Origin of the sequence: Herbidospora solisilvae, from assembly GCF_009901565.1 — a bacterium.
In the GTDB taxonomy this organism is placed as follows: domain Bacteria; phylum Actinomycetota; class Actinomycetes; order Streptosporangiales; family Streptosporangiaceae; genus Herbidospora; species Herbidospora solisilvae.
Map to the genome: position 1 here is coordinate 77,284 of NZ_WXEW01000010.1, position 24,291 is coordinate 101,574.

At 70.3% G+C, this 24,291-nt stretch carries 22 protein-coding genes; 17 read left to right on the forward strand and 5 right to left on the reverse strand.

The features are described 5' to 3' along the window. Positions 1 to 40 precede the first annotated feature (40 nt). Together GT755_RS30930 and GT755_RS30935 are read right to left on the reverse strand one after the other, a co-directional pair. Entirely contained in the window at positions 41 to 805 is a 765-nt protein-coding gene (locus GT755_RS30930) for an ABC transporter permease (RefSeq protein WP_407929437.1), read from the reverse strand. Continuing rightward, positions 802 to 1,710, reverse strand: coding sequence for an ABC transporter ATP-binding protein (locus GT755_RS30935; RefSeq protein ID WP_161483121.1), 909 nt, complete (start codon positions 1,708 to 1,710; stop codon positions 802 to 804). Before GT755_RS30935 ends, GT755_RS30930 begins: the two co-directional genes overlap by 4 nt. 149 nt (positions 1,711 to 1,859) lie before the next feature. Between GT755_RS30935 and GT755_RS30940 the strand changes: the two genes are divergently transcribed. Next, positions 1,860 to 2,636 (forward strand): VOC family protein, encoded by a 777-nt coding sequence (locus GT755_RS30940; protein WP_161483122.1) that lies wholly within the window; start codon positions 1,860 to 1,862, stop codon positions 2,634 to 2,636. 51 nt (positions 2,637 to 2,687) lie between these two features. On the opposite strand, the gene GT755_RS30945 is transcribed toward GT755_RS30940, so the two are convergent. Continuing rightward, positions 2,688 to 6,023: a glycosyl hydrolase family 95 catalytic domain-containing protein gene (locus GT755_RS30945; RefSeq protein ID WP_202610716.1), complete on the reverse strand. Its 3,336-nt coding sequence runs from the start codon at positions 6,021 to 6,023 to the stop codon at positions 2,688 to 2,690. A gap of 323 nt (positions 6,024 to 6,346) precedes the next feature. After that, complete coding sequence (locus tag GT755_RS30950) at positions 6,347 to 7,399, reverse strand: NAD(P)-dependent alcohol dehydrogenase (protein WP_235967802.1); 1,053 nt, start codon at positions 7,397 to 7,399, stop codon at positions 6,347 to 6,349. 130 nt (positions 7,400 to 7,529) lie between these two features. Between GT755_RS30950 and GT755_RS30955 the strand changes: the two genes are divergently transcribed. The 13 genes from GT755_RS30955 to hisG all read left to right on the forward strand — a co-directional run bounded on the left by GT755_RS30955 (position 7,530) and on the right by hisG (position 19,994). Further along, positions 7,530 to 8,456: a helix-turn-helix transcriptional regulator gene (locus tag GT755_RS30955; protein ID WP_161483123.1), complete on the forward strand. Its 927-nt coding sequence runs from the start codon at positions 7,530 to 7,532 to the stop codon at positions 8,454 to 8,456. Positions 8,457 to 8,669: 213 nt separating this feature from the next. Further along, the gene (locus GT755_RS30960; RefSeq protein ID WP_051759654.1) at positions 8,670 to 9,401 is read left to right on the forward strand and encodes a helix-turn-helix transcriptional regulator; all 732 of its coding nucleotides are present in this window, start codon (positions 8,670 to 8,672) and stop codon (positions 9,399 to 9,401) included. Further along, a complete protein-coding gene (gene sufB, locus GT755_RS30965) occupies positions 9,398 to 10,810 on the forward strand; it encodes a Fe-S cluster assembly protein SufB (protein ID WP_030452272.1) in 1,413 nt (470 codons plus the stop codon). The genes GT755_RS30960 and sufB overlap by 4 nt, the downstream gene beginning before the upstream one ends. A 2-nt stretch (positions 10,811 to 10,812) precedes the next feature. After that, the gene (gene sufD, locus GT755_RS30970; RefSeq protein WP_161483124.1) at positions 10,813 to 11,931 is read left to right on the forward strand and encodes a Fe-S cluster assembly protein SufD; all 1,119 of its coding nucleotides are present in this window, start codon (positions 10,813 to 10,815) and stop codon (positions 11,929 to 11,931) included. Continuing rightward, entirely contained in the window at positions 11,928 to 12,245 is a 318-nt protein-coding gene (locus GT755_RS30975) for a non-heme iron oxygenase ferredoxin subunit (protein ID WP_161483125.1), read from the forward strand. The genes sufD and GT755_RS30975 overlap by 4 nt, the downstream gene beginning before the upstream one ends. Before the next feature lies 1 nt (position 12,246). Next, the gene (gene sufC, locus GT755_RS30980) at positions 12,247 to 12,993 is read left to right on the forward strand and encodes a Fe-S cluster assembly ATPase SufC (protein ID WP_161483126.1); all 747 of its coding nucleotides are present in this window, start codon (positions 12,247 to 12,249) and stop codon (positions 12,991 to 12,993) included. Beyond that, complete coding sequence (locus GT755_RS30985; protein WP_161483127.1) at positions 12,993 to 14,258, forward strand: cysteine desulfurase; 1,266 nt, start codon at positions 12,993 to 12,995, stop codon at positions 14,256 to 14,258. The genes sufC and GT755_RS30985 overlap by 1 nt, the downstream gene beginning before the upstream one ends. Next, positions 14,255 to 14,686: a Fe-S cluster assembly sulfur transfer protein SufU gene (gene sufU / locus GT755_RS30990; RefSeq protein ID WP_030452277.1), complete on the forward strand. Its 432-nt coding sequence runs from the start codon at positions 14,255 to 14,257 to the stop codon at positions 14,684 to 14,686. Before GT755_RS30985 ends, sufU begins: the two co-directional genes overlap by 4 nt. 1 nt (position 14,687) lies before the next feature. Beyond that, the gene (locus tag GT755_RS30995; protein WP_161483128.1) at positions 14,688 to 15,056 is read left to right on the forward strand and encodes a metal-sulfur cluster assembly factor; all 369 of its coding nucleotides are present in this window, start codon (positions 14,688 to 14,690) and stop codon (positions 15,054 to 15,056) included. Between the two features lie 311 nt (positions 15,057 to 15,367). After that, positions 15,368 to 17,179, forward strand: coding sequence for a DEAD/DEAH box helicase (locus GT755_RS31000; RefSeq protein ID WP_161483414.1), 1,812 nt, complete (start codon positions 15,368 to 15,370; stop codon positions 17,177 to 17,179). Positions 17,180 to 17,346: 167 nt separating this feature from the next. Beyond that, positions 17,347 to 18,672 carry an aminotransferase-like domain-containing protein gene (locus GT755_RS31005; protein ID WP_161483129.1) on the forward strand — a complete coding sequence of 442 codons (1,326 nt, stop codon included), beginning with the start codon at positions 17,347 to 17,349 and terminating at the stop codon, positions 18,670 to 18,672. Between the two features lie 153 nt (positions 18,673 to 18,825). Then, positions 18,826 to 19,089: a phosphoribosyl-ATP diphosphatase gene (locus GT755_RS40130; protein ID WP_030452281.1), complete on the forward strand. Its 264-nt coding sequence runs from the start codon at positions 18,826 to 18,828 to the stop codon at positions 19,087 to 19,089. Between the two features lie 59 nt (positions 19,090 to 19,148). Continuing rightward, positions 19,149 to 19,994: an ATP phosphoribosyltransferase gene (hisG, locus tag GT755_RS31015; RefSeq protein WP_161483130.1), complete on the forward strand. Its 846-nt coding sequence runs from the start codon at positions 19,149 to 19,151 to the stop codon at positions 19,992 to 19,994. A 25-nt stretch (positions 19,995 to 20,019) separates the two neighbouring features. Here the strand turns inward: hisG and GT755_RS31020 are convergent, their stop codons facing one another. Further along, complete coding sequence (locus GT755_RS31020) at positions 20,020 to 21,261, reverse strand: EAL domain-containing protein (RefSeq protein ID WP_328794605.1); 1,242 nt, start codon at positions 21,259 to 21,261, stop codon at positions 20,020 to 20,022. A gap of 117 nt (positions 21,262 to 21,378) precedes the next feature. Between GT755_RS31020 and GT755_RS31025 the strand changes: the two genes are divergently transcribed. The 3 genes from GT755_RS31025 to GT755_RS31035 all read left to right on the forward strand — a co-directional run bounded on the left by GT755_RS31025 (position 21,379) and on the right by GT755_RS31035 (position 24,255). Beyond that, entirely contained in the window at positions 21,379 to 22,047 is a 669-nt protein-coding gene (locus tag GT755_RS31025) for an acVLRF1 family peptidyl-tRNA hydrolase (RefSeq protein WP_161483131.1), read from the forward strand. A gap of 279 nt (positions 22,048 to 22,326) precedes the next feature. Continuing rightward, positions 22,327 to 23,925: an ABC-F family ATP-binding cassette domain-containing protein gene (locus GT755_RS31030; protein WP_161483132.1), complete on the forward strand. Its 1,599-nt coding sequence runs from the start codon at positions 22,327 to 22,329 to the stop codon at positions 23,923 to 23,925. Between the two features lie 114 nt (positions 23,926 to 24,039). Next, the gene (locus GT755_RS31035) at positions 24,040 to 24,255 is read left to right on the forward strand and encodes a helix-turn-helix domain-containing protein (protein ID WP_030452286.1); all 216 of its coding nucleotides are present in this window, start codon (positions 24,040 to 24,042) and stop codon (positions 24,253 to 24,255) included. Positions 24,256 to 24,291: the final 36 nt, after the last annotated feature.

Genomic DNA, 24,291 nt, shown 5'->3' on the forward strand with positions numbered 1-24,291 from the left:
AGATCGCTCATGATTCCGCCCTGTGAGACGGCCTGGGGAGCTACTCCCAGCGGAACCAGCGGGCCGCCGCGGCCAGGGCCAGCACGGCCCACGACAGCAGCACCAGCGTCGCGCCCACGGGGAACCCGCCTACCCCGGTCAGCACCGATCTCACCCCGTCGGTCAGGGCGGTGATCGGCAGGATCTCCAGCAGCGGTCGGATGCTCTCGGGGAAGGCCGAGACGGGCAGCACCACCCCGCCCAGCGCGAGCAGCAGCAGGTAGACCAGGTTGGCCCCGGCCAGCGTGGCCTCGGCCCGCAGGGTGCCGGCCATCAGCAGCCCGAGGCCGCTGAAGGCGGCCGTGCCCAGGACGACCAGCAGCGCCACCGTCAGCGGGTTGCCGTGGGGCGACCAGCCGAGCGCGAGCGCCACCAGCACCAGCACCACGATCTGCAGCACCTCGACCACGATCACCGCGGCGGTCTTGGCCAGCATCAGGCCGGTCCGCGACAGGGGAGTGGCCCCCAGGCGCTTCAGCACGCCGTAGCGCCGCTCGAAGCCGGTCGCGATGGCCTGACCGGTGAAGGCGGTGGAGAGCACCGCCAGGGCCAGCACGCCGGGCGCGACGAAGTCGACCCGGGGGCCCGCGACGTCGAGGAACGGCGCCTTGGAGAACCCCACGAGCAGCAGGATCGGGATGATCAGCGTCAGCAGGAGCTGCTCGCCGTTGCGCAGCGTGGCGCGCACCTCCGCGCCCGCCTGGGCGAGCACCATCTTCGGGAGCGGCGCCGCCCCGGGCGCCGGCGACAGGTCGAGGGTGGTCAACGTAGCTCCCGTCCGGTCAGCTCCAGGAAGACGTCTTCCAGGGTGCGCCGCTCGATGCTGAGGTCTTCGGTCGTCACGCCCTCGGTCGCGCACCACGCGGTCACCGTGGCCAGCAGCGACGGGTCGACCTGGCCCTCGATGATGTAGTGGCCGGCCGGGGACTCCTTGGCCGCGCTCCCGGGTGGCAGGGCGCTGAGCACCTCGTCGAGGTTGAGCCCCGGGCGGGCGCGGAACCGGAGCTGGCGCTCGGCGCCGGTCAGCTCGGCGGGCGAGCCCTCGGCGACCACGCGGCCCCGGTCGATGATCACGACGTGGTCGGACAACTTCTCGGCCTCGTCCATGTGGTGGGTGGTGAGCACCACCGACACCCCGGCCGCGCGCAGCTCGCGCACCATGTCCCAGCAGGCGTGCCGGGCCTGGGGGTCGAGGCCGGCCGTCGGTTCGTCGAGGAAGACCAGTTCGGGACGGCCGATGACGGCCGCCGCGAGCCCGAGCCGCTGCTGCTGGCCGCCGGACAGTCGCCGGTAGGGGGTGCGGGCGTGGTCGGCCAGCCCCAGCCGGTCGAGCAGGGCCGAGGGGTCGAGCGGGTGGGCGTGGAACCGCGAGACCAGCCGCAGCCACTCTCCGGCGCGGGCCGCCTGGGGCACCCCGCCCGCCTGGAGCATGATCCCGATCCGCGGCTTGAGCTCCGGGTCGTCGGGCGCGCGCCCGAGAACCCGGACCGAGCCGGAGTCGGCCGTGCGGAAGCCTTCGCAGATCTCGATCGTCGAGGTCTTCCCGGCGCCGTTGGGGCCGAGCACGGCGGTCACCTCGCCCCGGCGGCAGCGCAGGTCGAGGTGGTCGACCGCGGTCACCCGGCCGTAGCGCTTGACCAGATCGCGGACCTCGACCGCGGCGTCTTCCATGCCTTCGAGTGTAGGGAGTGAGCACCCCGCCTCCGTCCGCGACCGGGCCGGTAAAGGTCTGCTCCGGGAACGTCCACGGTCCCCGACAGGGGTGTTTGTGCATGTAAGGGTGGAATTGTCCCCATGGCTCACCACAAGGAGGGTGGCGCATGTCCGAATTCAGGAGCTATGCACCCGGCGTGCCGTGTTGGGTGGACGTGTCCACTCCCGACATCGACGCGTCCACGGACTTCTACACCGAGCTCTTCGGCTGGACGGCGGTCTTCGACGAGGAGAGCGAGGACTACGGCGGCTACGGCGTGTTCCACCTGCACGGCAAGTACGTCGCCGGGATCGGCCCCGTCTACCAGGAGGGCATGCCCGCCGCCTGGAACACCTACATCTGCACCGACGACGTCGCCAAGACCACCGAGACGGTCCGCGAGAACGGCGGCACCATCGTCACCGAGCCCGTGCAGATCATGAACGAGGGCCGGATGGCCGGCTACCTGGACCCCGCCGGGGCCTACATCTGCGCCTGGCAGCCGATCGACAAGATGGGGGCCCAACTCGCCAACGAGCCCGGCACGCTCAACTGGAGCGAGCTGATCACCCGCGACACCCTCTCGTCCACGGAGTTCTACGGCGACGTCTTCGGCTGGACGGCCGAGACCCGGCCCATGGGGGACATGGAGTACACCACCTTCGCCCAGAACGGGCACGTGCTGGCCGGGATGATGGCCATGCCCGAGGCCCTGCCGGCCGAGATCCCGTCGTACTGGCTGGCCTACCTGGGGGTCGACAACCTCGACGCCGCCGTCCAGGAGTCGGCGCGGCTGGGCGCGACGCAGATGGTGGGACCGACCGAGGTGCCCGGGATGGGGAACTTCGCGATCATCACCGACCCCGCCGGGGCGGCCGTGGGGCTCTGGGAGAGCACCCCCTAGAACGAGAGAACCGGCCGGTAAGCACCCCGGCCGGTTCTCCCCGTCATGCGGTTAGAAGGCGATGTCCTGCCAGGTCGAGACCTGGTTGGCGGGCAGCGCGTAGGGGAGGACCGCCATCCGGTCGACGGCGCCGGTCATCCGCTCGCCGCCGCCCTGGTTGGCGGCGAACAGCAGCGGCCGGGTGTTGCAGCCGTAGATGCCGGTCGAACCGGTGTTGCCGCCGCCCGCGCGGACGCCGTCGACGTAGACGTCGATCGCGCCGTTGCGGTTGAGGGTGATCACCAGGTCGATGTAGCGGCCGGTGGGCAGCGTCGCGTTGGTCGTGACGCCCTGGCCGGCGCCGATGAGGCGCAGGCGGTTGTCCGGCGTGACGTCCATCAGGACGCCGTCGGTGCCGGGGTTGCCCGAGGGCTGCGAGTCGAACAGGCGGCGGTAGCCGGAGCCGCCGATCTTCACCTCGGCGGCGAAGGTGGCCTCACGCAGGTAGCCGAGGGTCGTCGGCTGCTCGGTGCGGACGTAGTTCTGGCCGTCGAGGATCAGGCCGCCGTCGGCGTCGTAGGCCGCCGCGCCGTTGACCACGACGCCGTTGCGGCCGGAGCCCGACTGGTCGGCGATGGTCGTGCCCGAGGTCGGGTCCCAGGCGACGATGGCACGGTCGGCCGGGGGAACCGCACACGGGTTCAGGGCGGCGCCGGTGGCGGCGCTGATCGACCAGCCGGAGCCGGCCAGGGTCGCCTGGATGCGCGCCGACGTCGCCCCGGTCGAGGGACCGGCCGTGACGTTGACGGTGATCTCGCGGCTCTCGCCCGCCGGAACCGGGGCGACGGCGGTCGAGACCGGGTCGGCGGTCCAGCCGGTGGGGAGCTGGAGGGTCAGGGTGCCCGCCGGGGACGCGTTCTGGATCGCGGTGACGGTGGCCTTGACCGGGACGGTCTGACCCGCGCCGATCTCGCCCGGAGCCGAGACCGAGAGCTGGATCTCGTTGTAGAGGGTGTACGAACGGCCTTCCTCGGCGCCGAACGTGAGGGTGTCGCCGTTGCGGATCGCGTCGACCGGCTTGCCCTGGTCGTCGACGAACGAGTAACGGGCGTTGATCGCGCCGGCGCGGACCTTCAGCTCACCGGTGTCGCCGGCGGTGATGACGGCCTTGGTGAGGCTGCTGTTGGCCCACTCGACGTCGACGGTCGCGTTGCCGCGGGCGCGCAGGCCGGAGATCGACCCGTTCTTCCACACGGCCGGCAGGGCCGGGAGGACGTGGATGGTGTCCTGGTGCGACTGCAGCAGCATCTCGGTGACACCCGAGGTGGCGCCGAAGTTGCCGTCGATCTGGAACGGCGGATGGGTGTCGAACAGGTTGTCGAGGGTGCTCGACTTGAGCTGCTCGCTGAGCATCTTGTGCGAGTGGTCGCCGTCGAGCAGGCGCGCCCAGAAGTTGATCTTCCAGGCCTTCGACCAGCCGGTGCCGCCGTCGCCGCGCGCGGTCAGCGAGACCTTGGCCGCCTCACCCGCGGGGGTGCCGGCCTTGATCGCGTTGCCCGGGTGCACCGCGAACAGGTGCGAGACGTGGCGGTGGTCGTTGTTGGGGTTGTCCAGGTCTTCCTTCCACTCCTGGAGCTGGCCCCAGGAGCCGATGCGGATGCCCGGGTCGAGCTTGGCCAGGGTGTTGGTCAGCTCGGCCTGCAGCGCCGTGTCGACCTTGAGGGTCTTGGCGGCGTTCAGGGTGTTGGTGAGCAGCTCGGTGACGATCTGCTGCGACATCGAGGCGCCGGCCGTGAACTGGCCGTTCTCCGGCGAGTACGACGGGGAGACCACGAGCTTGCCGTCACGCGGGTCGGTGTGCAGGAAGTCGAGCCAGAACTCGGCCGCGCCCTTCATCACCGGGTAGGCGGTGCGCTTGAGGTACTTCTCGTCGTTGCTGAACCGGTAGTGGTCGTACATCTGCTGCGTGGTCCACGCGGCGGCCTCGGGGAACCAGAACGACTCGGGGTAGTTGTGCAGGCCCGTGAAGCCCCAGGGGTTGGTCTCGTTGTTCACGACCCAGCCGCGCGCCTTGTACATGTCGGTCGCGGTCTTGGTGCCGGGGGCGACCATCGAGGCGATGTACTCGTCGTAGGGGACCGTGGTCTCGGCGAGGTTGGTCTGCTCGGCGAGCCAGTAGTTCATCTGCAGGTTGATGTTGACGTGGTAGTCGGCGTCCCACGGCGGGTTCGTGACGTTGTTCCACACGCCCTGCAGGTTGGCCGGCAGGGACCCCTCGCGCGAGGAGGAGATCAGCAGGTAGCGGCCGTACTGGTAGAACAGGGCCTCCAGGTAGCGGTCCTGCGCCGACGAGCCGCCCGTGTAGGACGAGCGCAGCACGTTGGTGGGCACGCCCGGCGCCTGCTGGCCCAGGTTCAGCTTCACCCGGTCGAACAGCTCGTGGTAGTCGTTCAGGTGGGCCTGCTTGAGGGCCGCGTACGACATCGACGACGCCCAGTTGGCCCAGTGGCGCACCTTGTCGTGCGGGTCCTCGGTCCGGTAGGTCGGGTACTCCATCGAGTAGTCCGTGCCGGCTGAGATCACGAACCACGCGGCGTTGGCGTTGGCGACCGTGATGCGGTCGGTCCCGTCGGTCCGGGAGCCGCCCTCGGTGACGACGTTGACCTGCGACTCGAAGTTGAGCCCGTTGTTGGCCAGCTTGCCGCGGATGGTCATGCGGCCCTTGGAGACGCTGACCGTCTTGTCGTTGCGCGGCGAGGTGTGGCGGACGGTGAAGTTCACCTTGCCGGCCGCGTCGGCCGAGATGCGGCCCACGATGACGTTGTTCGGGTAGGACGCGAAGTACTCGCGCTTGTAGGTGACCCCGCCGTCCTTGTAGGTCACGGCGGCGACCGCGTCGTTCAGGTTCAGCGACCGCTTGTAGTCGGCCGGGTTCGCCGGCGCGCCCGGGAAGTCCAGGAACATGTCGCCGAAGGTCTGGTAGGACCCGAAGTTCGTCTTGCCCTGGCCGAGGCGCTGCGCCACCTGGGCCGGGGTCATCTGCTTGTTCTGGTCGATGAGCGCCTGGACCTCGGCGATCGCGGTGGGCCGCGGCGTCGTCCAGTTGCCGAAGTTGTAACCGTTGGAGCCGGGGCCGCCGGTCCAGAGGGTCTTCTCGTTGAACTGGATCTGCTCGGTGGCGACGCCACCGTAGATCATCGCGCCGAGGGCGCCGTTGCCGATCGGAAGGGCCTGCGACTCCCAGTTGGTCGCCGGCTTGTCGTACCAGAGGGTCAGATCGTCCTGCGCGGCTGCGGCCTCCTGGACCTGAGCCGTGGCGGTGCTGCCCTGCAGCACCGGCACGCCCAGAGCCATGGCCAGCCCCAGCGCCGTGGCGGCGCCGAGCAGCCGCCGTGGGGGGTGACTCACGGGTGTTCCTTATGGGTCAGGGTTGGTGATCTCACAATGAAATAGCACCGAAACTTAAGCGAAACAAGCTTTGAGATCCGATGAATTTCGCCGCAACTAAGTTGTGACCCACACCTCATTGAGTGGTCTAGTCCGATGGGTGTGCTGTTTTGATCTTCAGAAGTCGACTTGTGGGGCGTCGGTCCGGCGAGAGATCGGATCAATTTTCATCTGAGCCGGGATGAGACATCGGATCTCTACGCCCTCCAGGGGCGGTCCGGTACAGACCAGCTTCAACGGGCGGGGCATCGGCGCACCCCCGGCGACCGCGAGCCGGTCGCCGCTCAGGCGAGGGTCGCGGCGTCGATGACGAAGCGGTAGCGCACATCGGCGGCCAGGACGCGCCGGTAGGCGTCGTTGATCTGGCCGGCGGAGATGATCTCGATCTCGGCCGCGATGCCGTGCTCGGCGCAGAAGCCGAGCATCTCCTGGGTGAGGGCGATGCCGCCGATCATCGACCCGGTCACGACCCGGCGGGGCTGGGCCAGCATGAACCCGCTGGCGATGGTCAGCGGTCCGGGCGCCGCGCCGACGTTCACCAGGGCGCCGTCGAGGGCCAGCAGGCTGACGTAGGGGCTGATGTCCACGTCCCCGCTGATCGTGTTGATGATCACGTCGAAGCGGTCGGCGAGATCGGTGAGGATGCCGGGGTCGCCGGTGGCGTGATAGTGCTCGGCGCCCAGCCGCAGCGCGTCCTCCTGCTTCTTCAGCGACCGCGACAGCACGGTGACCTCCGCGCCCATGGCGTGGGCGATCTTGACGGCCACGTGGCCGAGGCCGCCCAGCCCGACGACCGCGACCTTCTTGCCCGGACCGGCGCCCCAGCGGCGCAGCGGCGCGTAGGTGGTGACGCCGGCGCACAGCAGCGGCGCCGCCGCGGCGGGGTCCAGGCCCTCGGGGATCGACAGCGTGTAGCCGGCGTCCACGACGATGTGAGTGGAGTAGCCACCCTGGGTGGTGGTGCCGTCCCGGTCGGCGCCGGCGTAGGTGGGCACCATGCCGAGGCTGCAATGCTGCTCGTCGCCGCCGCGGCAGTTGGCGCACCGGCCGCAGGAGTGCACGACGCAGCCCACCCCGACCCGGTCCCCGGCCCGGTGACGGGTCACCTCGGCGCCGGCCTGTTCGACGATTCCGACGATCTCGTGCCCGGGTACCAGCGGGAAGGGCTGGGGTCCCCAGTCGCCGTTGACAGTGTGGATGTCGGAATGGCAGATGCCGGCGAACTCGATCCTGACGAGGACGTCGCGGGGGCCGACGTCGCGCCGTTCGATGGTCATGGGGGCCAGAGGCTCGCCGGCGGCCGGGGCGGCATAGGCGTTCACGCGCATGAAGATCATTCCTTGAGTCGAGGTGGGCGAGGTGTCCGCCGCTCATCCAAAGCCCAGGCCGAGACCGGGGGAAGGCACTGGTCAGAGGTGTACTGACGGGGCACCCCAGCCATCGGGAAGGCCACCTAGCCTGGACGGCGTGGACCAGCGCAGCCAGATCCGAGACTTCCTGACCTCCCGCCGAGCCAGGATCACGCCGGCTGAGGCGGGGCTGCCCTCTTACGGCACCCGTCGCGTCCCCGGCCTGCGCCGCGCCGAGGTCGCCCAGCTCGCCGGGATGAGCGTGGAGTACTACTCCCGGCTGGAGCGCGGCGACCTGTCCGGGGTGTCGGGCCAGGTCCTCGACTCCCTGGCCCGCGCTCTGCGCCTGGACGAGGAGGAGCGTGTCCATCTGGAGGACCTGGCACGCGCCGCCGGTCCCGCTCCCCGCCGACACCGCCCCGGGACGACGGTCGTGCGGCCCGGGGTGCGGCGGCTGCTGGACTCCATGACCGACGCCCCAGCCGTGATCATGAACGGCCGCTGCGACGTTCTCGCCTTCAACGCCCTGGGCCGCGTCCTGTACGCCCCCGTGATCGAAGCCGCCCGGGGGGACACCCCCAACCTGGCCCGGTTCGTCTTCCTCGACCCACGCTCGCACGCCTTCTGGGGCGACTGGGAACGCGCCGCCGACGAGACCGTCGCCCTTCTCCAGGCCGAGGCCGGTCGCGACCCCTTCGACAAGCAGCTCACCGACCTCGTCGGCGAGTTGTCCACCCGCAGCGTGGACTTCCGCGGACGGTGGGCCCGCCACGACGTCCGCCAGTACCACAAGGGCGCCAAACCGCTCCGCCATCCCGTCGTCGGCACCCTGCACCTCTACTACGAGGCCCTCGCGCTGGCCGCGGACAATCTCACCCTCGTCGGCTACAGCGCCGAGCCCGGCAGTGATTCGCAGGACAAACTTCGCCTCCTGGCCTCCTGGGCCGCCGATTCCGGCACCCCCGCTCCGCCCCGGCCGGTTTCCGGCGTCGCGCGCCGCCGCCGAGTCGTATTCAGCGGAATTCAGGCGGGCGAGACGATGTGAACGGTGGATCTTCGTTCGACCCCGGCCCGGCCGCTGGGCATCGCCCGAGGTCAAGGGGCGGTCCGGGCGCCGAAGACTATATGCTCGACCCCGCCCTCGGCGGCGGGCCTCCGCCAATAACTTAGGTAAGCCTTACCTGGGTGACAAATTGCATTCCCCACGAATGCGGGGTTCCGTTTGTGGTGCGGGAAGGAATTACGCCACACTGATGTTGTGAAAAACGTGACCGGGATCAGCGCAGGGGAGACCACGCGGTCTTCCGGCGTGCCCTCGGAACGGGGAACCCGGGCGCGGGTCGCGCGCCTGATCCTCGAACACGGCCCGGTCACCGCCGCCGACCTCGGCGAACGGCTGGGGCTCACCCCGGCCGCCGTGCGGCGGCATCTCGACAACCTTCTCTCCGAGGGGATGATCGAGCCCCGTCAGGCACACCCGAAGGGGCAGCGGGGGCGTGGCCGTCCGGCCAAGCTCTTCGGCATCACCGATGCCGGGCGCAGCGCCTTCGAGCACGCCTACGACGACCTCGCCGGCAGCGCGCTGCGGTTCCTGGAGGAGCATCTGGGGCCCGCCGCCGTCACCGAGTTCGCCCGGCAGCAGGTCGCCGGTCTCGTCGCGAGGCTGGGCCCGGCGATGCGGCAGATCCCGGCCGAGCAGCGGGTGCGCATGCTCGCCGAGGCGCTGTCGGCCGACGGATACGCCGCCTCGTCCACCAAGACGGCGACCGGCGGGGAGCAGCTCTGCCAGCACCACTGCCCGGTCGCCCACGTCGCGGCCGCGTTCCCGCAGTTGTGCGAGGCCGAGACCGAAGCGTTCGGGCGTCTCCTGGGCACGCCCGTCCAGCGGCTGGCCACCATCGCCCACGGAGACGGAATCTGCACCACCCACGTCAGCCCCCACGCGCTGGCGCGAGCCACTCGTATAGAGAGCAAGGAGCCCGGAAGGTGACTGTCACCGACCGCCCGGAGCTGGAAGGCCTCGGGAACTACAAGTTCGGCTGGTCCGACCCCGACGCCGCCGGCGCCGTGGCGCGCCGCGGCCTGAACGAGGACGTCGTGCGGAACATCTCCGCGCTGAAGAACGAACCCGAGTGGATGCTCGACCTGCGTCTGAAGGGGCTGCGCCTGTTCGGCCGCAAGCCCATGCCGACCTGGGGTTCCGACCTCACGGGCATCGACTTCGACAACATCAAGTACTTCGTGCGGTCGACCGAGAAGCAGGCGGCGTCCTGGGACGAGCTGCCCGCCGACATCAAGAACACCTACGACAAGCTGGGCATCCCCGAGGCCGAGAAGCAGCGGCTCATCGCGGGCGTCGCGGCCCAGTACGAGTCCGAGGTGGTCTACCACAAGATCCGTGAGGACCTTGAGGAGAAGGGTGTCATCTTCGTCGACACCGACACCGGCCTGCGCGAGCACGAGGAGCTCTTCAAGGAGTACTTCGGCTCGGTGATCCCCGTCGGCGACAACAAGTTCGCCGCGCTGAACACCGCCGTGTGGTCGGGCGGCTCGTTCATCTACGTGCCGCCGAACGTCAACGTCGAGATCCCGCTCCAGGCCTACTTCCGGATCAACACCGAGAACATGGGCCAGTTCGAGCGCACGCTGATCATCGTCGACGAGAACAGCTACGTGCACTACGTCGAAGGCTGCACCGCCCCGATCTACTCCAGCGACTCGCTGCACAGCGCGGTCGTGGAGATCATCGTGAAGAAGGGCGCCCGCTGCCGTTACACGACCATCCAGAACTGGTCGAACAACGTCTACAACCTGGTCACCAAGCGCGCCGTGGCGTACGAGGGCGCGACCATGGAGTGGATCGACGGCAACATCGGGTCCAAGGTCACGATGAAGTACCCGGCCGTCTACCTGATGGGCGAGCACGCCAAGGGCGAGACCCTCTCCATCGCCTTCGCCGGCGAGGGCCAGCACCAGGACGCCGGCGCCAAGATGGTGCACCTGGCTCCGAACACGAGCAGCACCATCATCAGCAAGTCGGTGGCGCGCGGCGGTGGCCGCACCTCCTACCGGGGCCTGGTCCAGATCGAGGAGGGCGCCGCCGGATCGGCCTCCACGGTCAAGTGCGACGCCCTGCTGGTCGACCAGATCAGCCGGTCCGACACCTATCCCTATGTCGACGTCCGCGAGGACGACGTGTCCATGGGCCACGAGGCGACCGTCTCGAAGGTCTCCGAAGACCAGCTCTTCTACCTGATGAGCCGCGGTCTGAACGAGGACGAGGCCATGGCCATGATCGTGCGCGGTTTCGTCGAGCCGATCGCCCGTGAACTTCCCATGGAGTACGCCTTGGAGCTCAACCGTCTGATCGAGCTGCAGATGGAAGGAGCGGTGGGCTAACCATGGGTCTTGAGACCAAGCCGCTCGTGACCCTGCACGAGACGGCCTCCTTCGACCTGGCCGACTTCCCCGTCCCGACCGGACGCGAGGAGCAGTGGCGGTTCACGCCGCTGTCGCGGCTGAAGGGCCTGCACGACGGTACGGCCGTCAACGACGGCAACGACCGCACCGAGGTCCTGACCCCGTCCGGGGTGAGCTACGAGCTGGTCAGCCGGGAAGACCCCCGGATCGGCACGGCGGGCAAGCCGGCCGACCGGGTGGCGGCGCAGGCGTACAACGCGTTCGAGAAGGCCGGTGTCATCACCGTGCCCAAGGAGCTCGTGGCGTCGGAGCCGATCGTGGTGAACGTCCACGGGCAGGGCGGCACGGTGTTCCGCCACCTGCTCGTCGACGTCAAGCCGATGGCCGAGGCGGTCGTCGTGCTGAACTACACGGGCACCGGCGTGCAGGGGGCGAACGTCGAGTTCGTCGTCGGCGACGGCGCCAAGCTGACCGTGGTGTCGAACCAGGACTGGGACCGCGACGCCGTGCAGGTGGCGCAGTACACGACGCTGGTCGGCAGGGACGCCACCTTCAAGTCGGTCGTGGTCACCCTCGGGGGCGACCTGGTCCGCATCTCGCCGCGGGTGGCCTACACGGCGCCCGGCGGGCGGGCCGAGCTGGTCGGGCTCTACTTCGCCGACGCCGGTCAGCACCTGGAGCACCGCCTGCTGGTCGACCACAGCGTGCCCAACTGCGCCTCCGACGTCACCTACAAGGGCGGCCTCCAGGGTGACGACGCCCACACGGTCTGGATCGGCGACGTGATCATCCGCGCCGAGGCCGAGGGCACCGACACCTACGAGCTCAACCGCAACCTGCTGCTGACCGACGGCGCCCGCGCCGACTCGGTGCCGAACCTGGAGATCCTCACCGGCGAGATCGCCGGGGCGGGCCACGCGTCGGCCTCCGGCCGGCTCGACGACGAGCACATGTTCTACCTGCAGGCGCGCGGCATCCCCGCCGACGAGGCCCGCAAGCTCATCGTCCACGGCTTCTTCAACGAGCTGATCCAGCGCATCGAGGTGCCGGAGATCCAGGAGAAGGTGCTGGCCGCCGTCGAGGCGGAGCTCGCGCGATGAGCTTCGAAAAGGTCTGCAAGGTCGAGGACGTCCCCGACGAGGGCGTCATCGGCGTCGAGGTCGACGGCATCCCCGTGGCCCTCGTTCGCGAGGGCTCGGAGGTGTACGCCGTCCACGACGTCTGCTCCCACGCCGAGGTGCGCCTCAGCGAGGGAGAGGTCTACGACGGCACGCTGGAATGCTGGCTGCACGGATCGTGTTTCGACATCCGTACCGGCAAGCCCACGGGGCCGCCCGCGACCAGGCCCGTTCCCACATACCGAGTCAAGATCGAAGGCGACGACGTGTATGTCTCGCTCTCGAAGGAGTCATAACGTGTCCACGCTCCAGATCCGCGACCTGCACGTCTCCGTCGGCGACAAGGAGATCCTCAAGGGGGTCGACCTGACCGTCAGCGCCGGTGAGACCCACGCCATCATGGGCCCCAACGGCTCGGGCAAGAGCACGCTCGCCTACGCCATCGCCGGCCACCCGAAGTACACGATCACCAGCGGCAGCGTCACCCTCGACGGTGAGGACCTGCTCGACATGTCGGTCGACGAGCGCGCCCGCGCGGGCCTGTTCCTCGCGATGCAGTACCCCGTCGAGGTCCCCGGCGTGTCGGTGTCCAACTTCCTGCGCAGCGCCGTCACGGCCGTGCAGGGCGAGGCCCCCAAGCTGCGCCAGTTCGCCAAGGACCTCAAGACCGGCATGGACAACCTGGCGATCGACTCCGCCTTCGCCACCCGCAACGTCAACGAGGGGTTCTCCGGCGGCGAGAAGAAGCGCCACGAGATCCTCCAGCTGGAGCTGCTGAAGCCGAAGGTGGCCGTCCTCGACGAGACCGACTCGGGTCTCGACGTCGACGCCCTGCGCGTCGTCTCCGAGGGCGTCAACCGCTTCCGCGCCTCGGGTGACACCGGCGTGCTGCTGATCACCCACTACACCCGCATCCTGCGCTACGTGAAGCCCGACTTCGTGCACGTCTTCGCGGCCGGCCGCATCGTCGAAGAGGGCGGTCCCGAGCTCGCCGAGAGGCTGGAGAACGAGGGCTACGAGGCCTACACGAAGGTCAGTTCCTGATGTTCGACGTCGATCTCATCAGAAAGGACTTCCCGGTCCTTTCTCGTGAGCTGCCAGGAGGGCGCGCGCTCGTCTACCTGGACTCCGGCAACTCATCGCAGAAGCCGAACCAGGTGATCGAGGTCATGCGCGACCACCTGGCCAACCACTACAGCAACGTCGGCCGCGCCCACCACACGCTGGGCGCGGAGTCGACGGCCGCCTACGAGGACGCCCGCGACGCGATCGCCGCGTTCGTCGGCGCCCCGTCGCGCGACGAGATCGTCTTCACCAAGAACGCCTCCGAGGCGCTCAACCTCGTCGCGTACGCCTTCGGCAACCCGATCGCCACCGACGAGCGCTTCCGGGTCGGGCCGGGCGACGAGATCGTCATCAGCGAGATGGAGCACCACTCCAACATCGTGCCGTGGCAGCTGCTCGCCCAGCGGACCGGCGCCACGCTGCGCTGGTTCAAGGTGACCGACGAGGGCCGCCTCGACCTCGACGACCTCGACGACCTGGTCAACGAGCGCACCAAGATCGTGTCGATCGTCCACCAGTCCAACGTGCTGGGCACGGTCAACTCGGTCTCGCCGATCCTGGCCCGCGCCCGCGAGGTCGGCGCGCTGATGATGCTCGACGCGTCCCAGTCGGTGCCCCACATGCCGGTCGACGTCACCGAGCTCGGGGTCGACTTCGTGGCCTTCACCGGCCACAAGATGGTCGGCCCGTCGGGCATCGGCGTGTTGTGGGGCCGCCGGGAGCTGCTCGACGCCATGCCGCCGTTCCTCGGCGGCGGCGAGATGATCGAGGCGGTCTGGATGGACCGCTCGACCTACGCGCCCGTGCCGCACAAGTTCGAGGCCGGCACCCCGCCGATCGTCGAGGCCATCGGCCTGGGCGCGGCGGCGAACTACCTGACCGGCATCGGCATGGCCGACGTCAGGGCCCACGAGAAGACGCTGACCGGCTACGCCCTCGACGCGCTCGGCGAGGTCCCCGGCCTGAAGGTGATCGGCCCGCGCACGAACATCTCGCGGGGCGGCACGATCTCGTTCACCCTGAAGAACCTGTCGGGTGACGACATCCACCCCCACGACGTCGGGCAGATCCTCGACGACGCGTTCGGCATCGCCGTCAGAGTCGGTCACCACTGCGCCAGGCCGCTTCACCTGCGGTTCGGCATCCCCGCCACCACTCGTGCGTCGTTGTACCTTTACAACACCACGGACGAGATCGACGCCCTGGCGCGGGGGCTCCACCATGTGCAGAAGGTGTTCGGATGATCGCTGAGTCGATGTACCAGGAACTGATCCTGGAGCACTACAAGCATCCCCAGGGCCGTGGCCTGCGCGACCCGTTCGACGCCGAGGTCCACCACGTCAACCCCACCTGCGGCGACGAGATCACGCTGCGGGTGAAGGTCGACGAGGGCAAGGTCCTCGACGTCTCCTACGAGGGCCAGGGCTGCTCGATCAGCCAGGCCGCCGCCTCGGTGCTCCACGAGCTGGCCACCGGGTCGACCGTCGAGGAGAGCCTCGGCGTCGTCGACGAGTTCACCCGGCTGATGCAGGGCCGCGGCCAGGTGGAGGCCGACGAGGACGTCCTCGGCGACGCGGTCGCGTTCGCCGGGGTCGCCAAGTATCCGGCGCGGGTCAAGTGCGCCCTGTTGTCCTGGATGGCGTACAAGGACGCCGTGGTGAGGAGTGCCTGAGATGAGCAAGCCGACCGAGACCCCGACGGCCGCCCCCTACGACGGCGACCTGTCGCCCGACGAGGTCATGGAGGCCCTCCGCGACGTCGTCGACCCCGAGCTCGGCGTGAACGTCGTCGACCTCGGCCTGATCTACGGCCTCAACCTCGACGCCGCCGGCGAGGGCGAGAAGCCGGTCGCCACGATCGACATGACGCTGACCAGCGCCGCCTGCCCGCTGACCGACGTCATCGAAGACCAGGCCAACTCGGCGCTCGCCGACCTGGTCAGCGGCGTGGTCATCAACTGGGTGTGGCTGCCGCCGTGGGGTCCCGACAAGATCACCGACGACGGCCGTGACCAGCTGAGGATGCTCGGCTTCAACGTGTGATTCCCACCGGGTTTCCCGGTGTAAGATACGAGGGTTGACTTCAAAGGCCGTCCGCTTTGGGAGCGGGCGGCCGTTTGCCGCGACTGTGAACCGCGGCGACTGCACACTGCTATGCAGTTTCTCGCGCCACGATGAGATCGGCGCGTTTATCGGGCGGTGCGCAGAGATGGCACTCGGCACCTTTGGAAGGGGTGCCCTCCCCCGATGCGGCGGATTGCCGCCCCGGTTTAATTTGGCTCGTCCTTTCGCAGAAGAGACGCGCCTGCGTGCTGCGGCACGTCCCTCTCACCGAAAGGCACGACCACGTGACCATGCTCGAACCGACCATGTCCGCGACCGACTCCACCGACGAGGCCGTCAACGGCTTCGCCGCGCTGGGGCTGCCGCGCCCACTGGTCACCGGGCTCGCCCGTCAGGGCATCGAATCGCCGTTCCCCATCCAGGAAGCCTGCATCCCCGACATTCTGACCGGCCACGACGTGCTCGGCCGCGGCCAGACCGGCTCGGGCAAGACGCTCGCGTTCGGGCTGCCGATGATGGCCCGCATCGCCGGTGACCGCGCGCTGCCCAAGCGTCCGCGCGCCATCATCCTGGTCCCCACCCGTGAGCTGGCCCTCCAGGTGAACGACGCCCTGGAGCCGCTCGGCCGGGGCCTGTCGCTGCGGATGAAGACCGTCGTCGGCGGCATGTCGATGGGCCGGCAGATCGAGGCGCTGCGCCGCGGCGTCGAGGTCATCGTCGCCACGCCGGGCCGTCTCACCGACCTGATCGAGCAGGGCGAGTGCTCGCTCGAGGACGTCGAGATCAGCATTCTCGACGAGGCCGACCACATGTGCGACCTGGGCTTCTTCCCGGTCGTCAGCGCGCTGCTCGACCAGACCCCGGTCCACGGCCAGCGGCTGCTGTTCTCGGCCACCCTCGACGGCGACGTCGACCAGCTCGTCAAGCGCTTCCTCGTCGAGCCGATCACCCACTCGCTCGCCCCGGCCACCTCGCCGGTCGAGACGATGGAGCACCACCTCGTGCAGGTGAGCTGGCAGGACAAGCCGGCCGTCACCGCCGAGATCGCCAACCGCGAGGGCCGCACCATCCTGTTCGTGCGCACCCAGCACGGCGTCGACCGCGTCGTGAAGCAGCTGGCCCGCGTCGGCGTCCAGGCCGGCGGCCTGCACGGCGGCAAGCGGCAGAACCAGCGCACCCGCATCCTCGGCGAGTTCCGCGAGGGCGGCATCAAGGTGCTCGTCTGCACCGACGTCGCCGCGCGCGGCATCCACGTCGACGACGTCTCGCTCGTGCTGCACGTCGACCCGCCGGCCGACCACAAGAGCTACCTGCACCGCGGCGGGCGCACCGCGCGGGCGGGCGAGAAGGGCAGCGTCCTGACGCTGGTCATGCCCAACGAGCGCCGCTCGACCGACGCCATGGCCCGCCGGGCCGGCATCACGCCCTCCCGGCACCGCGCCGTCCCGGGCGCCCCGGTGCTGGCCGACATCGCCGGGGCCCGCGAGCCCAGCGGCGAGTCGATCCCGGTCTGGGAGCCCGACATCCGCAAGCCGCTCCGCCCCCGCTCCGGTGGCCGCGACGAGCGTCCGTCGGGTGGCCGCAAGCGCTTCGAGGGCCGTCGCCGGTACGACGGCGACCGCCCCCAGAGCCACGACGACCGTCCCCGCCGCGACTTCGGCGACGACCGTCCGCGCCGTGAGGGCGACGACCGGCCGCGCCGCGAGTTCGGGCACCGTCCGCGCTTCGCCCACGACGACCGGCCGCGCCGCGAGGGCGACGACCGGCCGCGTTTCCAGGGCGGCGACGACCGTCCGCGCCGTGAGGGCGACCGTCCCCGCCACAACGACGACCGGCCCCGTTACCGCGACGAGCGTCCCCGTTTCCAGGGCGACGACCGGCCGCGCCGGGACGCCTCCGCCCCGGCTCCGGCCCGGGGTCACTTCCGTGACGACCGGGCGCCGAGGGCGTACAACAACGACCGCGAGCGGCCCGTCCGTGACGACCGCGGCGGCGAGCCCCGCACGTTCGGCGAGGACCGCGCCCGCGGCGGCTTCCGCGGCCGGTCGGGCGGCGGCGGCTTCCGCCAGGGCCGTCCGGGTGGCCGCTTCAACGGCCGCTAGTCAGCAGTAGAGAACGCCGGTTCCCCATGCGGGGGACCGGCGTTCCGTCGTCTCACGGCAGGTCAAACGGCCGTTCCGTTCGATGGAACATCCGTGTCACGCCCTAGGTGACAGAGACAGCCGAAACGACGGGGACATGAACCATGCGCAACCCACAAGGGCTCCGCGTGCCGATCCACTTGGGCCGCGGCGCCGCCGAGGCGCTGCCCGACCAGCTCGCCGGACAGCTCCGCCAGGCCATCGACTCGGGACAGCTCGCGGCGGGGATCCGCATGCCGTCCACGCGCACCATGGCCGTGGCGCTCAAGATCTCGCGGGGGGTGGCGCTGACGGCGTACCAGATCCTGCACTCCGAGGGGTACGTCACCAGCCGCCACGGGTCGGGCACCTACGTCGCCGCGCGGGCGCGGCAGGCCGAACGGGCGCCGCTGCGCCCGCCTGCCCGGCCGAACGTCGTCGACATGCGGCCCGACCAGCCGACCGCCGACGCCTTCCCGCTGGCCGAGTGGCGGGCGGCCTGGCGCCGGGCCAGCCACCGCGTGCCCAGCGCCGCCGAGCCGCCGCCCGGCGGGCTGCCGGAGCTGCGGGCGGCCATCGCCGCCCACCTGCGCGACACCAGGGGGCTGGTGCTCGACCGGCACGAGATCGTGGTCACCACGGGCTGCGAGACGGCGCTCCAGCTCGCGGTTCCGGAGGGCCGTTCGGTCGTCGGGATCGAGGACCCGGCCCTGCCCCGCCTCAGGGAGGCCCTGGCGGGCCACAGGGGGCACGTCGTGCCCGTTCCGGTCAGTTCCACCGGACCGCAGGTTCCGGCCGGTGTGGACGCTCTGGTGCTCACGCCCGACCGCAACGAGCCGCTGGGCTACCGCCTGCCGACCGAGCACCGCCGGGCGCTCGCGGCGTGGGCGGCCGACCGGGGGACCTACCTCATCGAACCGGCCTTCGACGGCCTGTTCAACGCCAGCCTGAACCCCTGCCCGTCGCTGCTGGCGCTGGGGGACCCGGAGACCACGATCATGCTCGGCTCCTTCCGCGAGCTGCTGACGCCGGGGATGCGGCTGGCCTACCTGGTCGTGCCGCGCCACCTGGCCGACGGGGTGCGGGAACGGGCCTGCGCGGTGCCGGAGACCTGCCAGCGGGCCGCCGCCGACCTGCTGTCGACAGGCGCGGTCACCCGCCGGGTCGACCGGCTGTCGGCGATCTTCGCCCGGCGCCGGACGATGGTCCGCCAGGCGCTGACGGGGGTCCGGCGCGACACCAAGGTCATCGGCACCGAGACCGGCGCCACCGCGACCCTGCTGCTGCCCCGGGCGCTCCCGGCCCCCGCACTGGCCGAGCAGCTCCGGGCGCGGGGGGTCAGGGTGGCCACCCTCGCGGCCTTCCACCACCGGGGCGGCCGGGCCGGGAACGGGGTGGTGTTCGGCTTCGGCCACATCGAGGAGCCGGACCTGCGCCGGGCCCTGCGGATCATGGTCCGCGCCCTCTCGTCGTGACTTTCCCACACCTTCGATGGAAGCGGTCCCGGGCCGCGAAGCCGAGCGCCACTGACGGGCGTTCGGCCGGGTGAAGTGGCCCGGGGGCGACACGGGTCTCGCTCAGTGGACGCTGCCGTGTTCCAGGCGGTGACCCCCATTAGGCTTGGGCGAGTGACGACGTTCGATGAGCTCTACGACGTGCTGTCCGAGAAGGCCCGCACCCGTCCCGAAGGGTCGGGGACCGTGAAGGCGCTCGACGCCGGGGTCCACTCGATCGGCAAGAAGATCGTCGAGGAGGCCGCCGAGGTCTGGATGGCGGCGGAGTACGAATCGGCCGACCGGACCGCCGAGGAGATCTCGCAGCTGCTCTACCACCTCCAGGTGCTCATGCTGGCCCGCGGGATCGGGCTCGACGAGGTCTACAAGCATCTTTAGGGCACCCCCGGGTGCCCGGACCTCGCTCATCTCAGAGGCCATCCCGAAAGGTTCCAACCATGCTTCGCCTCGCCGTACCGAACAAGGGCGTGTTGTCCGAGGCCGCCCAGGTCATCCTGAAGGAGGCGGGTTACCGCCCCCGGAAGGACAACAAGGAGCTCGTGGTCGTCGACCCGGAGAACTCCTGCGAGTTGTTCTTCCTCCGTCCCCGTGACATCGCGGTGTACGTCGGCGAGGGCACCCTCGACGCCGGCATCACCGGCCGCGACATGCTGATCGACTCCGGCGCCCCGGCCGACGAGGTGGTGCCGCTCGGCTTCGGCCGGTCGACCTTCCGCTTCGCCGCGCCTCCCGGGGCCTTCAGCAACGTCAAAGACCTCAACGGCAAGCGGGTCGCGACCGCGTACGCCGGTCTGCTCGCCGGCTACCTGGAGGAGCAGAGCGTCGACGCCCGCGTCATCAAGCTCGACGGCGCGGTCGAGACGGCGATCCGGCTCGGCGTGGCCGACGCCGTCGCCGACGTCGTGGAGACCGGCACCACCCTGCGCAACGTCGGCCTGGAGGTGTTCGGCGACCCGATCACCACGTCCGAGGCGATCCTGATCAAGCAGGTCGGGGCGCCCGAGAACAACGGCTTCCAGCAGCTCATCCGGCGGCTGCAGGGCGTGCTCGCGGCGCGCGACTACGTGATGATCGACTACGACATCCGGGTCGAGCGCATCGACGAGGCCATCGAGGTCACTCCGGGCATGGAGGGGCCGACGGTCTCGCCGCTGCACCGCGAGGGCTGGGTGGCGGTCCGCGCGATGATCCGCCGCAAGGGCCACCAGCAGGTCATGGACAAACTGTGGGACCTCGGCGCCAAGGCGATCCTGATCACCGACATCTACGCCTGCCGGCTCTAGCCGCACGGCCGGCCGGCCGGTCCCGCTACTTCGGGACCGGCCGGTTGGCGACGTGCCTGATCAGGTCGCTGACGTGGACCGTGCCCAGGCAGCGGCCCACCTCGTCGACCACCACGAGGTCGTCGTAGACGCGCTTGGCGTCCTGCCCGGCGACCTGCATGGCCGCTATCGCCGGGGTCGTCTTGGGCACCAGCCGGGCGCTGTCGGCGATCCGGTGGGCGGGCTTCTTGGCGTGCAGGGCGTGGCCGTAGGCCCCGGCCATGTAGAGCAGGAACCGGCTGCGGTCGACCATCGACTGCGGGCGCTGGTATTCGTCGACCAGGACCACGCTGGTGATCGAGGCCTCGTTGCCGAAGGCCTGCACGACGTCCTCGGAGGTCGCGGTGATCGGCAGCGTCACGGCCGGCATCAGGAACTCCTGCACCCTCGGCCCGAGGAGCTGGGCGAGGTTCGGCGAGGTCTCGGTCGCCGGGACCGGCACGTGCACCCGCCCGTCGGCGGGCCGCCAGTCGCCCGGGGCCAGCAGCGGCCCGGTGGCCAGCCTGACCCCCCACGCGCGCACCGCCGCGAGCTGGACCTCGTCCTGCACGCCCGGCGCGAGGATGTGCGCCGCCACGCCCTTGGCCACGGTGACCAGCGCCTCGGCCACGGCCGCCCGGCGGGCGTCCTTGGGGGCGCGCTCCACCAGTTCGGGGGAGATCACGATGACGTAGGGGGAGGCGTCGGCGAGCACGTCGAGCGGGAGGTTGCGCACCCCGACGCCGCCGAAGGCGATCAGGTAACCGGCCGCGCGCAGCCCGTCGACCCCGGCCAGCAGCCGGGAGCGCTCGCCCGGGTCGAGGTCGCCCTCGATGGTCAGGATGATCTCGCGCGGCCGGCGTCCGGCCACCCGCATCGCCTCGTGCAGCGGCGCCAGCCCCGCCGAACCGGCCGAGACGGCGGCGATGGGGATGGGCAGCACGAGGGGGAGCCGCGCGTCGTGCTCGGCGGCGGCGCGGATGCCCGCCACGGTCCCGCCGACGTCGGCCCGCTCGGCGGCGGGCGTGCTCGCGCCGACCTGTATGGCGATCACCCCGCCGGTGTCGAGGTCGACGACGGGGGTGAAACTGGCGACCGGGCCGAAGGCGCTCGGCGGGCCGCCGGTGGGGTTCTGCGGCGCGGCGGCCCAGGCCGGCACGTACCCCGACACGGTGAACGGGCCGGTCGTGGAGGACTGCTCACCAGGTGAGACGGCGACCGGCGCCGGATAGGGCAAGGGAACCGACACACGACGATTCTGGTGCGCCTGCCTGCCGTCCTTGAGGCCGGTGATGCGAAATTCACCCACATTTCCCCCTACCGACAACCGTGGACGTCCGGCTCCGGGCCGCTAATCTGGGCAGCCATGAGCGCACGCCCGGCCGCCGGGGGCGGACGGTGGGTGTCGATCCCCCCGTCCCGGCTGCCCCGCTGGCTCATCAACTTCGCCGACCGCCACGGCGGGCCGCCGTCGGAGACGGGCACCCCTGAACTGGTCGTGCTCACCGCCCCGGACGGCGCCGTGGCCGAGTGCCACGTCCCGTTCGGCCCCCTGGAGGCGCACCCCGGCTCTCTCGCCGAGGGCCTGGTCTCCCACGTCTCCCGGGACCGCCGGGTGGCGGTTCTCCTCGTACGTCTCGGCGGATACGCCGCCGGGGTCTTCGAGGGCGACCGGCTCCTCGTCTCCAAGGTGGGCTCCCGGCTCGTCCACGGCAGGAGCGCCGCCGGAGGGTGGTCGCAGCAGCGGTTCGCCCGCCGCCGGGAGAAACAGGCCGACGAGGCCCTCGGGGCCGCCGCCGACGTGGCCGCCCGGGTGCTGCTTCCCGCGGTGGAGGAAGGGGTGGCGGGCTTCGTCGTCGGGGGAGACCGCAAGGCGATCGACGAGCTGCGGGGCGACCGGCGGCTGGCGCCGCTGTTCGCGCGGGAGACCGCGCCCTTCCTGACCGTCCCCGATCCCCGGCTGGCCGTGCTGGAGAAGACGCCGGAGGAGTTCCGGGCGGTCAGGATCAGGGTGGTCGATCCGCCCCACGTTTAAGAAGTCGGGGATTTCGCCGGGCCACCATACAATCGACGCATGCGCACTCCCGATTGATCACTTCCGTGTGCCCGCGATCCGAAGCCATGTCTTCCAGCTGGTTCACGGCGCGAGCCACGGCCGTCCGCGTCACGTGTTCTTCGAGCAGATTCACGGCGCGAGCCACGGCCGTCCTCCGGCCGTCCGCGTCTCGTGTTCTTCGAGGCAGATTCACGGCGCGAGCCACGGCCGTCCTCCGGCCGTCCGCGTCTCGCTACTCACGGGAGTGTCCCCCAAACCATGATCATCGCAACCGACATCGAACTGCGCGTGGGTTCGCGCCTCCTCATCGAGGGGGCGTCGTTCCGGGTCAACCCGGGCGACAAGATCGGCCTGGTCGGCCGCAACGGAGCGGGCAAGACCACGCTCACCAAGACCCTCGCCGGCGAGGGCCAGCCCGCGGGCGGCACGGTCACCATCACCGGCGCGGTCGGCTACCTGCCGCAGGACCCGCGGACCGGCGACCTCCAGGTGATCGCCCGCGACCGCATCCTGTCGGCGCGCGGCCTCGACGAGGTCATCCGCGACCTGCGCCGGGCCGAGCTCGGCATGACCTCGGCCGACCCGCGCACCCGCGACAAGGCCGTGAAGGCCTACGGCCGCCTCGAAGACCGGCTCCACGTCCTGGGCGGCTACGCCGCCGAGTCGGAGGCCGCCTCGATCGCCTCCAGCCTGGGCCTGCCCGACCGGGTGCTCGGGCAGCCGCTGGAGACCCTCTCGGGTGGTCAGCGGAGGCGGGTCGAACTGGCGCGCATTCTTTTCTCGGGATCGGAGACTCTCCTCCTCGACGAGCCGACAAACCACCTCGATGCGGACTCCATCGGCTGGCTTCGTGATTTTTTGCGTTCCCACCAGGGCGGCTTGATCATCATCAGTCACGATGTTGGTCTACTTGAAGCGACGGTAAACCGGGTGCTCCATCTCGACGCGAACCGGTGCGTGATCGACACGTACAACGTCGGCTGGAAGGCCTACCTGACGCAGCGCGAGACCGACGAGAAGCGCCGCAAGCGCGAGCGGGCCAACGCCGAGAAGCAGGCCGGGGTGCTGATGGCGCAGGCCGACAAGATGCGCGCCAAGGCCACCAAGGCCAAGGCCGCCCAGGACATGCAGCGCCGCGCCGAGCGCCTGCTGCGCGGGATCGAGCCCGAGCGCCGTTCCGACAAGGTGGCCAAGCTGCGCTTCCCGTCGCCCGCGCCCTGTGGCCGCACCCCGCTGTCGGCCGTCGACCTCTCCAAGTCCTACGGCTCCCTCGAGGTCTTCACCGACGTTGACGCCGCCGTCGACCGGGGTCACCGGGTCGTCATCCTCGGCCTCAACGGCGCCGGCAAGACCACGCTGCTGCGCATCCTGGGCGGCATCGAGAAGCCCGACACCGGCGAGGTGCGCCCCGGCCACGGCCTGAAGATCGGCTACTACGCCCAGGAGCACGAGACCCTCGACCCCGAGCGCACCGTGCTCGAGAACATGCGCTCGGCCGGGCCCGACCTCGCCGACGTCGACCTGCGCAAGGTGCTCGGCTCGTTCCTGTTCACCGGCGACGACGTCGACAAGCCCGCCGGGGTGTTGTCCGGCGGCGAGAAGACCCGGCTGGCCCTGGCCACGCTGGTGCTCTCCAGCGCCAACGTGCTGCTGCTCGACGAGCCCACCAACAACCTCGATCCGGCCTCGCGGGAACAGGTGCTGACGGCTCTGCGCTCTTACACAGGGGCGATCGTCTTGGTCACCCACGACGAAGGGGCGGTGGAGGCGCTGCAACCCGACCGGGTCATCCTGCTGCCCGACGGTGTCGAAGACGCGTGGAGCGAGGAATTTTCCGATCTCGTCGCCCTCGCCTGATCATAAATTTACCGGGTACGGATCTTTTCCCTGGGAGTAGGTAGCCGATCGAGCCGAAATGACTGATCATGGCGTGAGTAACGCTGCGGAAGTCTGGCACTACAGGAGGTACTCGTGGCCGAGACTCTGAAGAAGGGCACCCGGGTGACCGGGGCCGACCGTGAAAAACTGGCCAGCGATCTCAAGAAGCGCTATGCCGCGGGTGAGAGCATCCGCGCCCTGGCCGCTTCCACCGGCCGGTCGTACGGATTCATCCACCGCATCCTCAGCGAGTCGGGCGTGACTCTGCGGGGACGCGGCGGGGCGACCCGAGGCAAGACCAAGCGCTAGTTCCGCCTCGCCGCCGCGCGACCGCAGCCGCTCGTG

Excerpts from the sequence above, each read along its gene's own strand:
- GT755_RS30935 (WP_161483121.1), bottom strand. The coding sequence starts at position 1,710 with ATGGAAGACGCCGCGGTCGAGGTCCGCGATCTGGTCAAGCGCTACGGC.
- GT755_RS30940 (WP_161483122.1), top strand. The coding sequence starts at position 1,860 with ATGTCCGAATTCAGGAGCTATGCACCCGGCGTGCCGTGTTGGGTGGAC.
- GT755_RS30950 (WP_235967802.1), bottom strand. The coding sequence starts at position 7,399 with ATGATCTTCATGCGCGTGAACGCCTATGCCGCCCCGGCCGCCGGCGAG.
- sufD (WP_161483124.1), top strand. The coding sequence starts at position 10,813 with ATGGGTCTTGAGACCAAGCCGCTCGTGACCCTGCACGAGACGGCCTCC.
- GT755_RS30975 (WP_161483125.1), top strand. The coding sequence starts at position 11,928 with ATGAGCTTCGAAAAGGTCTGCAAGGTCGAGGACGTCCCCGACGAGGGC.
- GT755_RS30985 (WP_161483127.1), top strand. The coding sequence starts at position 12,993 with ATGTTCGACGTCGATCTCATCAGAAAGGACTTCCCGGTCCTTTCTCGT.
- sufU (WP_030452277.1), top strand. The coding sequence starts at position 14,255 with ATGATCGCTGAGTCGATGTACCAGGAACTGATCCTGGAGCACTACAAG.
- GT755_RS30995 (WP_161483128.1), top strand. The coding sequence starts at position 14,688 with ATGAGCAAGCCGACCGAGACCCCGACGGCCGCCCCCTACGACGGCGAC.
- GT755_RS31000 (WP_161483414.1), top strand. The coding sequence starts at position 15,368 with ATGCTCGAACCGACCATGTCCGCGACCGACTCCACCGACGAGGCCGTC.
- hisG (WP_161483130.1), top strand. The coding sequence starts at position 19,149 with ATGCTTCGCCTCGCCGTACCGAACAAGGGCGTGTTGTCCGAGGCCGCC.
- GT755_RS31025 (WP_161483131.1), top strand. The coding sequence starts at position 21,379 with ATGAGCGCACGCCCGGCCGCCGGGGGCGGACGGTGGGTGTCGATCCCC.
- GT755_RS31030 (WP_161483132.1), top strand. The coding sequence starts at position 22,327 with ATGATCATCGCAACCGACATCGAACTGCGCGTGGGTTCGCGCCTCCTC.